Here is a 12,871-nt window from a genome sequence, read left to right as displayed (position 1 = left end):
ACGCGTCGTGACGCCGCGCAGCCGGCGATCCCGCCGGTGCCGGCACCGTTCGTGCCGAGCCCCGAGTACGACACGGAGTTCTACGACCCGCCGGCCGACGTCGTCGCCGCGGCCGAGCCGGGCGAGATCATCGCCGCTCGTCCGGTGGAGCTCGGCACGCTGAACGTCCTCCCGACGCCGGTCGACGCCTGGCAGCTGGCCTACCGGTCGACCAACGGTCGGGGCGAGCCGATCCCGGCCGTGACCACCGTCGTCCGGCCGCGGGGCGAGTCGGCCGAACCGCGGCCGTTGCTGTCGGTGCAGATGGCGGTCGACTCCCTCGCCGCGTACTGCTCGCCGTCGTACGTGATGCGGCAGGGCGCGGTGCCGTGGCCGGTGACCGGCGCGGTGACCTCGGGCGCGCAGTTCCTCGAGGTGCAGGCGGCGCTCGCCCAGGGATGGGCGGTCTCGGTTCCCGATCACCAGGGCCCGAACAACGCCTTCGCGTCCGGTCCCGTCGCCGGCCGGATCACGCTCGACGGCATTCGCGCGGCCGAAGCTTTCGGGCCGATGGACCTGCCCGGCGTCGCCACGAAGGTCGGCATGAGCGGCTACTCGGGCGGCGCGATCGCCACCGGCCACGCCGCCGAACTGGCCGCGTCCTACGCACCCGAGCTCGACATCGTCGGCGTCACCGAGGGCGGCACCCCCGCGGAGGTCGCGGCGCTGGTGAACAACGCGAACAACGCACTCGGCTCGGGCATCGTCGCCTCCGGAATCATCGGGGCGAGCCGAGAGGATCCGGAGCTGGCGCAGTTCCTCGACCGCACCATCGACCCCGCGGGGCGCGCTCTCTTCGCGGCGAAGGACAACCTCTGCGTCGGGTGGTCGTCCGCGCTCCTGCCGTTCCTGAATCTGAAGGGGTTCCTGCGCACCGACGGAGATCCGTTGGAGGACCCCGTCGTTCGGCGGGCGCTGGGTCCGCTGACTCTCGGCGACACGACCCCCGACATGCCGCTCTACGTGTACCACTCGAATCCGGACTGGCTGGTGCCGGTCGGTCCGGTGAACGCGATGGTGGACGCGTACTGCAGCCGTCCGGGAGCGAACGTCACCTATACGCGCGACCACTTCAGTGAGCACCTCAGCCTCGAGGTGATCGCGTTCCCCAGCGCGCTCCTGTGGCTACGGGACCGCTTCGCCGGTGTTCCGGCAGCACCGGGCTGCCGGACCACCGACGTCGGGTCCATGGCCTTGGACCAGCGCACCTACCCCGTCTGGGTCGATGCGGTGGGCGAGATCGTCGCGGGACTCTTCGGGGAGCCGATCGGGTCCTGACGGTTCTGCGTGCGGATCGAGCCGACCACGAGCGCGCCGGCCACGGCCACCACCGCGAAGGCGTAGAAGTTCACCTGGTACCCCATCGCCCACCCGGCGATGAGACCGCCGAGGAGAGGACCGCAAATCGCACCGATGCGGCCGATCCCGAGCGACCAGGCGAGCGCAGTCGCACCCAGCTTCTGCGGGTAATGAGTGGCGCAGAAGCCACCCACCAGGATCTGGGTGCCGACGCTGCCGAGGCCGGCCACCGCGACCAGCAGGAACAGCAGTCCTGCAGGGAGGTTCAGACTGATGAGGAAGATGGCGACGCAGGCGAGCAGGAACGACGCGGTGACCACCTTCTGCACGCCGATCCGGTCGGCGACGAATGATGCGCTGATCGCGCCGACGATGGCGCCCAGGTTGAGCACCAGGAGGAACGCGAGCGAGCTCCCGAGCGCGAAGCCGGCGCTGCGCATGATCTGCGGGAGCCAGGTGTTGAGGCCGTAGACCAGCAGCAGGCCACAGAAGTTGGCGGCGGCGAAGAGGACGGTGGAGCGGCGCCACCGCGGGGTGAACAGTTCGCGCATGCTCGAGACCGGGGGCGCGGTGTCGACTGCTGCTGCGGCGGGAACCGGCGCGACGATGTCGTCGTAGACCAACCCGTGCCGAGCGGCGACGTCACGCGCCTCGTCCTCGCGGCCGGTGGCGGCGAGGTAGGACACCGACTCGGGCAGGTAGCGAACGACGACGGGCAGCAACGTGATCAGCGGGAGGGCGCCGAGGGCGTAGAGCACGCGGAAGTCGGTCTCGGGCAGCAGTGCGATCGCGAGGAGCGCAGCGCTTACACCGCCGACGGAGTAGCCGCTGAACATCACGGCGTTCGAGATCTGACGACGATGCTTCGGCGCGAACTCGACGGTGAGAGCGATACAGGTGGGCACCACCCCGCCGAGGCCGATGCCGGTCAGGAACCGGAGGAAGCCGAAGACGACCTCGTTCGGGGCGAAGGCCGTCGCGAGCATGCAGAGGGAGAACCACGCGATGGACCCGATCATGATGCGACGTCGTCCGAACCGGTCGGTGACCAGGCCGACCGAGAGCGTGCCGAGCAGCATGCCGACCAGGGCGAGGCTGCCGATCAGGCCCGCGGAGCCCGTGTCGAGGTCCCATCCTTCGTAGGCGATCAGCGTGGGCACGGTCGACCCGTAGACCACCAGGTCGTACCCGTCGAAGACGATGGTGACGAAGCAGAGGGCGAGAATCAGCAGGCCGGACCGCTGTCTCGTGGGCTGGGGAGGCGTCATGGGCAGTTCCTCGTCTCGGGAGTGAGTGCGGTCACGCTATGCAGCAATAGTGATGACCGTCAAGAAGACGGTATGGCACTCAGGCCCACGCCGCGACCGCAACGCCGCCGGCGCACGCGAGCACCGAGGCGACCAGGGTGCCGAGAACGCTCACCGCTGCGGCCCCGGACCGCCCCGAGTGTCCGAGCCGGACGGCCTGCACCATCGCCGTGCCGAATGTCGTGTAACCGCCGCAGAACCCGGTCCCGACGACGGTCTGCCAGGCGTCCGGAGCAGAGTGCTGCGCGACCGCTCCGGCGAGCACCCCGAGCAGGAACGAGCCCGACACGTTGATGCCGACGGTCGCCCACGGCACCGTGGTCGACCATCGGCGGCCGACCGCGGAGTCCACGCCGAACCGGGCGACCGCCCCCACGGCGCCGGCGAGTACGACGAGCACCGCGATCACGACGGGGCCCTCCGCACGGCCCCGGCCGTGGCGAGTCCCGCCCCGGCAGCGACGAGACCCGCGGCGATCGACGCCGCGGCGTAGGCCGCGGCCAGGGGCGCTGCGCCTTGCTGCATCGACTCCACGATCTCGAGCGCGAAGGTGCTGTAGGTGGTCAGCGCGCCGCAGAACCCGACGCCGAGCAGCAGTCGGAGGCGACGGCGTGACCCGGTGTCCGGGCCACGCCGGGCCAACCCCTCGAGCAGAACGCCGAGAACGAAGGACCCGACGACGTTCACCACAAGAGTGCCCGTGGGCCAGCCGGTTCCGGTATGCGGCAGCGCGGACTCGACCGCGTACCGAACGCCGGTTCCGGCCGCGCCTCCCGCGGCGACCAGGCCCACCGAGACCGCCGCGCGGGCGGGGGAACCGGGCATGGACGGCTCCTCGGGGGTCGGACGGGTCCGTCGACGGTCGGCGGCCCCGATCAATCTACGCGTCGGAGCCCGACCGCCCGGTGGTTCGGACCCGTCGGGCGGGCGCCGCTGTCCACAACTCGCCCGGATCGACGGGATCCCGCCGATTCGGGCGACTTGTGGGCAGCCAGGCCCGCGGGGATCACGCGGTCACCGCAGCTGGGCGGCCGCCTCCCCGATCACGGCGGTCCAGCCCTCGAGGTCCGGCTCGTCGTCGGTGGGGTGAGCGAGCACCGAGGTGATGCCCATCTCGCCGAGCCGAGCGAACTCCGCAGCGACCTCCCCGGCGTCGCCCGCGACGGCGATCTCGTCCGCGGACTCGAACCCCCAGCGGGAGGCCTCGGCGCGCAGACGGTCCGCCGCACCGGGTCCCACGGCTACCAGTCGCGGTGCAACGATCGGGTGGTCGTCGGTCGACGCGGCCCCGCGGACCTCCGCGCAGGCGGCGCGAAGCCGGTCGTCGGTCAGGGCCGCCGAGAGCAGGGTGCCGTCCGCATGCGACGCCGCGAACCGCAACGTCTTCGGCCCCTCCCCACCGACCATGAGCGGCGCACCGGGGACGGGATACTGCAATCGCACCGCGTCGAGCCGAACGAAGCGACCGTCGACGGTGACCTCCTCTCCGGCCAGCAGCGCGCGCAGCGCGGAGTGGTACTCGTCCAGCAGCGTCATGGGCGACGCCGCGCGGGACCCCACCTGCTCCATCCAGCGCTGCACCCCGTGGCCGACGCCGGGCAGGAAGCGGCCGGGAAAGAGGCGATGCAGCGACGCCACCTCCATGGCCGTCAGCGCGACGTTGCGCAGCGGCGCCGGCATGAGACCGAGCCCCACCCGGATACAGGACGTCGAGGCCAACGCCACGGCCGCGGTGGTCAGTCCGCCGTGGCTGAAACAGTCCTCCCACAGCCAGAATTCGTCGAGCCCCGCGGACTCCGCCGCGCGGGCTGCTGCCGGAAGACGGGTGGGATCGTGGGCGGGGGTGAAGACGGTGCCGATGGAGGGAGTCGTCATGAGTACCGAGCGTGGCACGAACGGGTTCAGCGAACCACCCGGAACGTCTCGAGGCTCGTGTCCGCAGCGTCCGGAATGTTCATGCCCGCGGCGACACCGGTGGTGAGGTAGTCGATCACACCCTCGGAAAGTTCCTCGCCGGGAACCACAGCAGGGATGGCGGGCGGGTAGGGCGTGATCTGTTCGGCGGCGACCCGTCCGACGGCCCTGGCGGCCGGAATGCACTCGGTCTCACCGAAGAACGCGTCTCGTGGCGTCATGACCGTGCGCAGGCTCAGATCCGCGGGATCGGGCAGATCGATTCGTGGCGCCTCGGAGAAGTCGGCTGCCGCGGAGGGGAGCTCGCGTAACGCCCGTACCAGTCACGTCGCCGTCTCACGGGTGTCCGCGAGCGAGAACGTCGCGAGAATGCGGCGGTGATCGCTGAGGCCGACATCGAGGCGGTGTTCCCGGCGCAACCAGTCCGCGCAGGCGTACCCGGTCGCTCCGGTCGCGGAGACGTCGATCAGTACCTGGAGGCGGTCGAGTTCGTGCGACGCCTCGGCACCGATCAGTTCCTCGTCCATCACCTCGAGCCCGGCCACCGCTTCGATGTCCCGCCGCGCCCGGTCGGCCACCGCGAGGGCGGGGCCCAGAATCTCGGCGCCGTGCTGGGCCATCTGACGTCGCCACCCGTCCATGGCCGCGTAGACGAGGAAGTTGGGGCTCGTGGTCATCAGCAGGTCGGCGCACATGGCCACGTGCCGGTCGTCCACCAGATCGCCTTGGACGTGATAGACCGACCCCTGCTCGAACCCGGCGCCCATCTTGTGCACGCTGACCACGCAGATGTCGGCGCCCGCATCCATCGCCCAGGTGGGCAGATCGTCGTGGAACGGCAGGTGCGCGCCCCATGCCTCGTCCACGATGAGCGGCTTCCCGCGTTCGTGGCAGACCTCGGCGATGCCGGCGATGTCCGCGCACGTGCCGTACGGACTTGGACTCACCACCAGGGCGCCCGCCGCGACGGTTCTCCTCCCACGCCCGCCGCACTCGATCGGGGGAGGGGGATGCGACAGGTGCAGGTCGGTGTCCCAGCGGGGCGTTATCCACCGTGGAGTCACACCGCTGAAGATCAGTCCCGCGACGATCGACTTGTGACTGTCCCGCGCCACCAGGAGCCCACCCGGATCGTTGCCGGCGACCGCCATCATCGCCGCCTTCACGGACAGGGAACTGCCGCACGTCGAGAAGAACGCCGAGCGCGCTCCGACGGCGTCGGCCATCAGATTCTCTGCGTCGGTGAGGTATCCGTGCGACGACGATCGGTCGTCCATTCCGCCGGATGCCAGCAGGTCCGACCGGAAGCTGTCCGCGCCGAGCACGTCGCGCACGCGGGGATCGACGCCGGCCCCGCGCCGGTGAGCGGGTGGCGTGAATCCGTACCGGTCCGCGCGGTGGAACGCCGCCACCGCGTCGAGGAAGGTGCGCGTGACTGGTCCATGACCGAGCGGTACCCCCGACCCGAGTTCCAAACATCGGCGGGTCGTGACGACGGCGTAGCGTCCGGGGTGTGAGGGAACCGGATCTGCTCGCCTCGGCGTTGCGCGACGTCGGCGTGACCGACGTCCTGGTCGACGAGACCACGCGGGCCGCCTATTCCTCGGACGCGTCGCTCTACCGCGTCGTACCGACGGTGGTCGCCCGGCCCCGCCACGTCGACGAGATCGACGCGGTTCTCGAGGTGTGTCGCCGGACGGGCGTGCCGCTGACCACGCGCGGCGCGGGCACGTCGATCGCGGGCAACGCCGTCGGGACGGGCGTGGTGATGGACACCTCCCGGCATCTGCAGCGCATCGTCTCCGTCGATCCCGACGCCCGTACCGCGGTGGTCGAGCCCGGCGTCGTGCAGGCGGTACTGCAGCGAGCCGCGGCGCCCCACGGCCTGCGTTTCGGTCCCGACCCCTCGACGTCGACGCGCTGCACCGTCGGCGGAATGATCGGCAACAACGCCTGCGGCACCCGGGCTCTCGGCTACGGCCGCACGTCGGACAACATCGCGGCCCTCGACGTGCTCACGGGCACGGGCGAGCGGCTGCAGCTGGTGAGCGGTGCGACGCCGCCGGACTCCGCCACCGTGGATGCCCTGCGCGGTGTCGTGGGGCGCGGGTTGGCCACCGTCCGAACCGAATTCGGTCGCTTCGTCCGGCAGGTGTCCGGCTACTCGCTCGAGCACCTGCTGCCCGAGCGCGGCAAAGACGTCGCCCGCATGCTGGTGGGGAGCGAGGGCACCCTGGCGATCACCCGGCTCGCCACGGTGCGACTCGTCGCCGAGCCGGCCCACCGCGTCCTGGTGGTCCTCGGCTATCCCGAGATGCCCGACGCGGGCGACGCGACGCCGAGCGTGCTGCGGTTTCGGCCCACCGCGTGCGAGGGCATCGACGCTCGCATCGTCGACGTGGTGCGGACCCGCTTCGGCGACGCCGCCGTCCCACCGCTGCCGGGCGGTGCGGCCTGGTTGTTCGTCGAGCTCGCCGGGGACGATCCGGACGAGGTGCTCGCCCGTGCCGACGAGGTGGCGCGGGAGTGCGGGGCCTCGGACAGTGCTGTCGTCACCGACACCGCGTCGGCGAATCGCCTGTGGCGCATCCGTGCCGACGGGTCCGGGCTCTCCGCCCGCAGTCCCGTCGGCCGCCCGGCGCACGCCGGGTGGGAGGACACGGCCGTGCCGCCGGAGCGGCTCGGCGGTTACCTGCGCGACTTCGAGATCCTGATGGCCGACGCGGGGGTGACCGGGTTGCCCTACGGCCATTTCGGTGACGGCTGCCTGCACATTCGTCTCGACTTCCCGCTGGACCGACGCGGGGGAGTGCGGGAGTTCCGCGAGTTCCTGCAGGCCGCCGCCACCATGGTGTCCGCGTACGGGGGGTCGCTGTCCGGCGAGCACGGCGACGGACGCGCGCGCAGCGAACTGCTGCCGTTGATGTACTCGGGCGGCGCCCTCGATCTGTTCGCCGCGGTGAAGAACGTGTTCGACCCGGACGGCATTCTCAACCCGGGCGTGTTGGTCGATCCCCGACCGCTCGATGCCGACCTTCGCGTGCCGATGGCACTGCCGTTGCGCCGCAGCGGATTCCGCTTCGACGAGGACGGCGGCGACGTCACGCAGGCCGTCCATCGCTGCACCGGAGTGGGCAAGTGCCGCGTCGACACCACGGCCGTCGGCGGCGTCATGTGTCCGTCGTATCTGGCGACACGGGAGGAGAAGGACTCCACGCGCGGTCGCGCGCGGGTCCTCCAGGAGATGGCCGTCGGCACGGTGGTGACCGAGGGCTGGCGTTCGCCCGAGGTGCACGACGCCCTCGATCTCTGCCTGTCCTGCAAGGGATGTGCGTCGGACTGCCCGACGGGCGTCGACATGGCGACCTACAAGTCGGAGATGCTGCACCAGAGCTACCGGCGGCGACTCCGGCCGGCGTCGCACTACGCGCTCGGCCGCCTGCCCCAGTGGGCGCGTCTCGCGAGCCGTGCCCCGGGTGTCGTCAACGCAGCACTGCGATTCCCGCCCGTGCGGCGCGCGGCGCTCGCGGCCGCCGGCGTGGACCGTCGCCGCACGCTCCCGGCCTTCGCGACCGAGACGTTCCGAGAGTGGTTCGCCTGCACCGAGTCCGATCGATCGGCAGGTGGCGACCCCGTCGTCCTGTTCGTCGATTCCTTCACCGACCACTTCTCACCCGACGTCGGCATCGCCACCGTGCAGGTGCTGACGGCGGCGGGTTTCGCGCCGCGCATCACCGCACGACCGGTGTGCTGTGGGCTGACCTGGATCACCACCGGGCAGCTCGATGCGGCTCGCCGCATTCTCCGGCGCACGGTCGATCGCCTGGAGAACGCGGCCGAGCCGGGAGTGCCGATCGTGGGCATGGAGCCGTCGTGCACCGCGACGCTCCGATCCGACGCGGCGGGTCTACTGGGAGCGCCCGCCACCGAGGCCGTCGTGAGCCGCGTCCGCACCCTTGCGGAGCTGCTCACCGAGCGCGGATGGACGCCCCCGGACCTCACGGGCACCACCGTCGTGGCGCAGCCGCACTGCCACCATCACGCGGTGATGGGCTGGGACACCGACGCCGCGTTGCTCCGCGCTGCAGGCGCAGATGTGACCCGACTGGGTGGATGTTGCGGTCTCGCCGGGAACTTCGGCGTCGAGAAGGGCCACTACGAGGTCTCTCTCGCCGTCGCCGACCAGCACCTGCTGCCCGCGGTGCGCGCGGCCGACGACTCCGCCGTCGTGTTGGCGGACGGCTATTCGTGCCGGACACAGCTGTCGGATCTCACGGAGCGTCGAGGAGTGCACCTCGCGCAGTTGCTCGCCGGTGCTACCGTCGAGGCGTGTCCACGATGAACCCGATCCTCGAATCGGAGGTGGTCGGCGCTTCGGGCGCCGGCATCAGGTAACGCGCCCCGACCGGTCTCGCTCCCCCGCGACGACCGGTCCTCGGTCCTACCCTGACGACACCGACGGGCGCTCCGGCGCCCGCATCCGAAGATCGGCTGTTCTCTCATGCACATTCTGTCCTCGTCCGACCTGCGCGCCTCCTTAGTCAACGCCAGCAAGAAGGAACGCTCCGACGCGTCCCTCCCCGATCTCGAGGCACTCGACTTCGACGCCCTCGATTACCTCGGGTGGCGCGACACCAAGTTCGACGGCCGCGCCTACGCCGTGATCCCCGCGCCGGACGGCGAACCGATCGGGATCCTGCTGCGCCAGGCCGACGCCACTCCCCGGGTGCGCACGCAGTGCTCCTGGTGCCGCGACGTCCGTTTGCCGAACGACGTCGTCTTCTACGCGGCCAAGCTCGCCGGCCCGGCGGGCAAGCGCGGCAGCACCGTGGGCACCCTCGTCTGCCGGGACTTCCAGTGCTCGGCCAATGTCCGTCGTGACCCGCCGCGGCCCTTCCCCGGATACGACATGGACGCGGCGCGTGCGGACCGCATCGCCGCGCTCCGGGGAGCGAGCGCGAGTTTCGCCGATCGAGTGCGGCGGGGCTGAGCGCCCGGCAGCAGGGTGGGCCGCCTCCGGACCTCTACCCTTCCCGCATGACCGTTCTGCGCTCGATCGCGCTCTTCGGAGCGGCCGCGGTGCTCGAGATCGGCGGTGCCTGGCTGGTGTGGCAGGGCATTCGCGAGCACCGCGGCTGGCTCTGGATCGGCCTCGGTGTCGTCGCGCTGGGCGCCTACGGACTGGTGGCCACACTGCAGCCGGATGCGGAATTCGGCCGCATCCTCGCCGCGTACGGCGGCGTGTTCGTCGCCGGGTCGCTGGCCTGGGGCATGGTGATGGACGGGTTTCGCCCCGACCGGTACGACGTCACCGGTGCGCTGGTCTGCCTGGTCGGCGTGGCGATCATCATGTACTCACCGCGCTGACCGCTACCCGGTCGCGACGGTCAGGGACCGTCGAACGTCGTCACGACGTCGTGCTGCGTCCGTCGTCCCAACGGGATGTCGCGATCGTCGACGATCGCCGGCGCCGCGGCCGGGTCGAAAAGGTCGCGCACGCGCGCGCTGGGGACCGAGCGGCCCTCCCCGTCGAGGATGCGGAGGGCGACGACGGCGGAGGCGCAGGTGCGCCCGCCCGCGTCGAAAGTCTGCTCCAGGTACGCGTTCTTGGTGTCGAATCCGAGCAACCGTGTGGTGACCGAGAAGCGGGTCCAGAAGGTGAGCGAGGCGATGTAGGTGATCGACTGCGCCGCCACCACCGGATGCCACCCCTCGCGGCGCAGGGCCGTCCAGAGTCCACCGCGGACGAACATGTCGACGCGGCCCGCGTCGAGAATCGACAGGTAGCGGCCGTTGTTCATGTGCAGCAGCACGTCGAGGTCGGACGGGGCGACTCGGAACCAGGTGACGGTGGTGTCGGCACGGACCGGGCCGCGCCCGGCGCGCCACGGCGCCATCTGGCGGAGCGCACGAAGGGACATCAGCACGCGCTCACTCTGCCCCATGGCGCGTCGGGGCTGTGACGCGGCCGATAGTTGGACCACTAATTGTTGGCGTAGAGTCGAGTGCGTGACGGTGACCGATCCTCTCGCGCTCGACCGCCAGGTGTGTTTCGCCCTGGCGGTCACCAATCGGGCCGTGCTCGGCGTCTATCGCCCCATCCTCGAGCCCCTGGGTCTCACGCACCCGCAGTACCTGGTCATGCTCGCGCTCTGGGAGCGAACGCCGCAGTCTGCCGGCGACATCGCCCGCACGCTGTGCCTGGACCCGGCGTCGGCGACGCCCCTGCTCAAACGGCTCGAGGTCCGGGGCCTTCTCACACGCCGGCGGAGCGAGGACGACGAGCGGCGACTGGTCGTCGATCTCACCGCCGCCGGCCACGATCTCCGCGCCGAAGCGGAGAAGGTTCCCGCCCGCGTCGTCGAGGCTCTCGGCGTCGACACGGCGGACCTCGAGCGGCTCCACGCGGCCCTCTCGGTGGTCAACCACCACGCGAATTCCGTTGCCGAAAGGATCGAGCAATGAGTGCCCGTCGTCCCAACCCCGTGCAGTGGCTCGGCTACTCGGTCGGGCGAACACTGCCCCCGGAGCTGCAGGGGTGGGTCCGCAACGACCTGATCGGGGACACGGCCGTCCCGCGCCACCTGCTCCGCAGCATGGTGCCGTTCCTGCCGATCTTCCTGGCGTTCCTGCTCTTTCCCGGTGAACTGTGGCTGCGCGGCGCGATGATCCTCCTCGCCGTCCTGCTCGCGCTGTTCTACTCCCTGGCCTACATGGAGCCGAACCGCCGACGCCGTCTGGCCGCGCACGGGTTGTCGCCGGATCTGCAGAATCCGAAGAAGGTCGCCCGCGAGGAACGCGAGCGCCGAAACTACGAGCGGTGGCGTCCCGGCCGCTGACCCACCCGGGAGACTGCACTCGTGCGCATGCCACGCCCCCGCGATCTCCGGAGCGGAACCGATCCGGATCCGCGCTTCACCCTTGCCAACGAGCGCACCTTCCTCGCGTGGATCAGGACCGCTCTCGGCCTGCTCGCCGCCGCGGCAGCGCTGGAGGCGTTCGGTGACCGGGTGGTGCCGGGGCCGGTTCACGCCGCGTTGGTGGTCGGGCTCGCGGTCCTGGCCGCCGTCGTCGGCGCCACGTCGTTGGTGCGGTGGATGCGCGTGGAGATCGCATTGCGACGACGGGAGCCGCTCCCCGTTCCGGCGACGACGGCGGTGCTGGCCGTGGGCCTCACCGTCGCCGTGGTCGTCTTCCTCGTGGGTCTCGCGGCATGACGGGGTTGGCCCCGGAGCGGACGGTGCTGGCGCGGCGGCGAACCGCCCTCGCCGCCGCGGCGACGGCGCTGATCGCGGCGCGCGCGGTGCAGTCGCACGCCCTCGCCGTCGCGGCCACGGCCGTCGTGGCGGGTCTCGCCGTGGTGCTGCTGATCGGACGGTCCGGGCGCCTCCCGCGACACGTCGCGCTGGTCGTCGTCCTGGCGATCCTCGCCGGGGCGGTCGCGATCACCGCGATTCTCGGGCGCGGGTAGGGGACGACCCGAGTGCGTAACCCACCGTCGGTGGGGGTACGCACGGCCGGTGACCGAGCGAGTGTCGTGCTGACCGCGGTGCTCTACGGCGCGGGTACGTGTGACCCGCCGATACACGAATGTGACCGGCATCACCGAACGGGGGCGCGCGCTTTCGGCGAGTTGTCTCGACTCATATCCAGAACGCGATGGAGACGCCGTCGCATCGAGAGAAAGGATTTCTCATGGGATTCGTCGACAAGGCCAAGAACGCTGCAGAAGACGCCATCGGCAAGGCCAAGGAAGTTGTCGGTGACGTCACCGACAACAAGGACCTTGAGGCCGAGGGCAAGAAGGATCAGGGCTCGGCCGGCGCCAAGAAGATCGGCGAGAACGTGAAGGACACCTTCAAGTAAGGAACCTCGTTCTCCGAGCGGCGTCGATCCCGAGAGGGTTCGACGCCGCTCGTGTCTTATCTGTCCGATTCAGCGAATTCCGTACCGCGCAGCCATGTTTCGTGATCGGCGGGACGGAGCAACCCCCTCACCATCGCCCCCGGCAGACGCTGGAGGCTCTGCGAAAGGCATGACCATGACCGACACCGCCCACACCACGCACACCGGCCGCAAGCGCGCCGGAGGATTTCTCTCGACGTTGTCCTTGCTGCTCTCGCTCGTCCTCGTCGTGGCTCTGGTGATCTTCGTTCTCCAGAACTCGAATTCCACGACGATCGATTTCCTCGGGTGGAATCTCGACCTGAGCCAGGGCGTCGCTCTGCTGGGTGCCGCGGTCGTCGGCGCGGTCATCGCCTTCTTCGTCTCCGGCGCGCTGCGGGTGCGGCGCGCGGTGCGCTGATACGGAG

At 70.7% G+C, this 12,871-nt stretch carries 14 protein-coding genes and 2 pseudogenes; 10 read left to right on the top strand and 6 right to left on the bottom strand.

Annotation, left to right across the window (positions count from 1 at the left end; all coding sequences use genetic code 11):
• Positions 1–39: 39 nt before the first annotated feature.
• Positions 40–1,317, top strand: a pseudogene (locus BMZ18_RS04845) (lipase family protein); the annotation flags it as partial.
• Here BMZ18_RS04845 and BMZ18_RS04840 read toward each other — a convergent pair.
• The 5 genes and pseudogenes from BMZ18_RS04840 to BMZ18_RS04820 form a co-directional block, all read right to left on the bottom strand.
• Positions 1,248–2,606 carry an MFS transporter gene (locus tag BMZ18_RS04840; protein WP_068361986.1) on the bottom strand — a complete coding sequence of 453 codons (1,359 nt, stop codon included), beginning with the start codon at positions 2,604–2,606 and terminating at the stop codon, positions 1,248–1,250. The pseudogene BMZ18_RS04845 and the gene BMZ18_RS04840 sit on opposite strands and share 70 nt — an antisense overlap.
• Positions 2,607–2,685: 79 nt before the next feature.
• Positions 2,686–3,054, bottom strand: a complete 369-nt coding sequence (locus tag BMZ18_RS04835) for a fluoride efflux transporter FluC (RefSeq protein WP_068104195.1) — start codon at positions 3,052–3,054, stop codon at positions 2,686–2,688.
• A complete protein-coding gene (locus tag BMZ18_RS04830) occupies positions 3,051–3,470 on the bottom strand; it encodes a fluoride efflux transporter FluC (RefSeq protein ID WP_068361989.1) in 420 nt (139 codons plus the stop codon). The genes BMZ18_RS04835 and BMZ18_RS04830 overlap by 4 nt, the downstream gene beginning before the upstream one ends.
• A gap of 189 nt (positions 3,471–3,659) precedes the next feature.
• The gene (locus BMZ18_RS04825) at positions 3,660–4,520 is read right to left on the bottom strand and encodes an LLM class flavin-dependent oxidoreductase (protein ID WP_068361992.1); all 861 of its coding nucleotides are present in this window, start codon (positions 4,518–4,520) and stop codon (positions 3,660–3,662) included.
• 26 nt (positions 4,521–4,546) lie between these two features.
• Positions 4,547–6,003, bottom strand: a pseudogene (locus tag BMZ18_RS04820) (aminotransferase class I/II-fold pyridoxal phosphate-dependent enzyme).
• A gap of 69 nt (positions 6,004–6,072) precedes the next feature.
• On the opposite strand from BMZ18_RS04820, the gene BMZ18_RS04815 reads away from it, so the two are divergent.
• The 3 genes from BMZ18_RS04815 (at position 6,073) to BMZ18_RS04805 (ending at position 9,926) form a co-directional block, all read left to right on the top strand.
• Positions 6,073–8,901, top strand: coding sequence for an FAD-binding and (Fe-S)-binding domain-containing protein (locus BMZ18_RS04815; protein ID WP_068361995.1), 2,829 nt, complete (start codon positions 6,073–6,075; stop codon positions 8,899–8,901).
• Positions 8,902–9,060: 159 nt separating this feature from the next.
• Positions 9,061–9,549, top strand: a complete 489-nt coding sequence (locus tag BMZ18_RS04810) for an FBP domain-containing protein (RefSeq protein ID WP_068361998.1) — start codon at positions 9,061–9,063, stop codon at positions 9,547–9,549.
• Positions 9,550–9,596: 47 nt separating this feature from the next.
• Positions 9,597–9,926, top strand: coding sequence for a YnfA family protein (locus tag BMZ18_RS04805; protein ID WP_068362001.1), 330 nt, complete (start codon positions 9,597–9,599; stop codon positions 9,924–9,926).
• Positions 9,927–9,946: 20 nt separating this feature from the next.
• Here the strand turns inward: BMZ18_RS04805 and BMZ18_RS04800 are convergent, their stop codons facing one another.
• On the bottom strand, positions 9,947–10,480 hold the full coding sequence (locus BMZ18_RS04800; RefSeq protein WP_139203855.1) for a thioesterase family protein: 534 nt from the start codon (positions 10,478–10,480) through the stop codon (positions 9,947–9,949).
• A gap of 88 nt (positions 10,481–10,568) precedes the next feature.
• Here BMZ18_RS04800 and BMZ18_RS04795 point away from each other — a divergent pair, with 88 nt between their 5' ends.
• From BMZ18_RS04795 to BMZ18_RS04770, 6 genes are all read left to right on the top strand, one after another.
• Positions 10,569–11,024 (top strand): MarR family winged helix-turn-helix transcriptional regulator, encoded by a 456-nt coding sequence (locus BMZ18_RS04795; RefSeq protein WP_068104171.1) that lies wholly within the window; start codon positions 10,569–10,571, stop codon positions 11,022–11,024.
• The gene (locus tag BMZ18_RS04790; protein ID WP_068104169.1) at positions 11,021–11,398 is read left to right on the top strand and encodes a DUF5313 family protein; all 378 of its coding nucleotides are present in this window, start codon (positions 11,021–11,023) and stop codon (positions 11,396–11,398) included. Before BMZ18_RS04795 ends, BMZ18_RS04790 begins: the two co-directional genes overlap by 4 nt.
• Before the next feature lie 27 nt (positions 11,399–11,425).
• Positions 11,426–11,776, top strand: coding sequence for a YidH family protein (locus BMZ18_RS04785; protein WP_068104167.1), 351 nt, complete (start codon positions 11,426–11,428; stop codon positions 11,774–11,776).
• Entirely contained in the window at positions 11,773–12,030 is a 258-nt protein-coding gene (locus BMZ18_RS04780; RefSeq protein WP_068104165.1) for a DUF202 domain-containing protein, read from the top strand. The genes BMZ18_RS04785 and BMZ18_RS04780 overlap by 4 nt, the downstream gene beginning before the upstream one ends.
• 224 nt (positions 12,031–12,254) lie before the next feature.
• Positions 12,255–12,425, top strand: coding sequence for a CsbD family protein (locus tag BMZ18_RS04775; protein WP_068362007.1), 171 nt, complete (start codon positions 12,255–12,257; stop codon positions 12,423–12,425).
• Positions 12,426–12,600: 175 nt separating this feature from the next.
• The gene (locus BMZ18_RS04770; RefSeq protein WP_068150208.1) at positions 12,601–12,864 is read left to right on the top strand and encodes a lipopolysaccharide assembly protein LapA domain-containing protein; all 264 of its coding nucleotides are present in this window, start codon (positions 12,601–12,603) and stop codon (positions 12,862–12,864) included.
• Positions 12,865–12,871 lie beyond the last annotated feature (7 nt).

Origin of the sequence: Rhodococcoides kroppenstedtii, from assembly GCF_900111805.1 — a bacterium.
Taxonomy (GTDB): Bacteria; Actinomycetota; Actinomycetes; order Mycobacteriales; family Mycobacteriaceae; genus Rhodococcoides; species Rhodococcoides kroppenstedtii.
The sequence above is the reverse complement of the archived record's forward strand: the minus strand, read 5'-3'. Positions and strand labels throughout refer to the sequence as shown.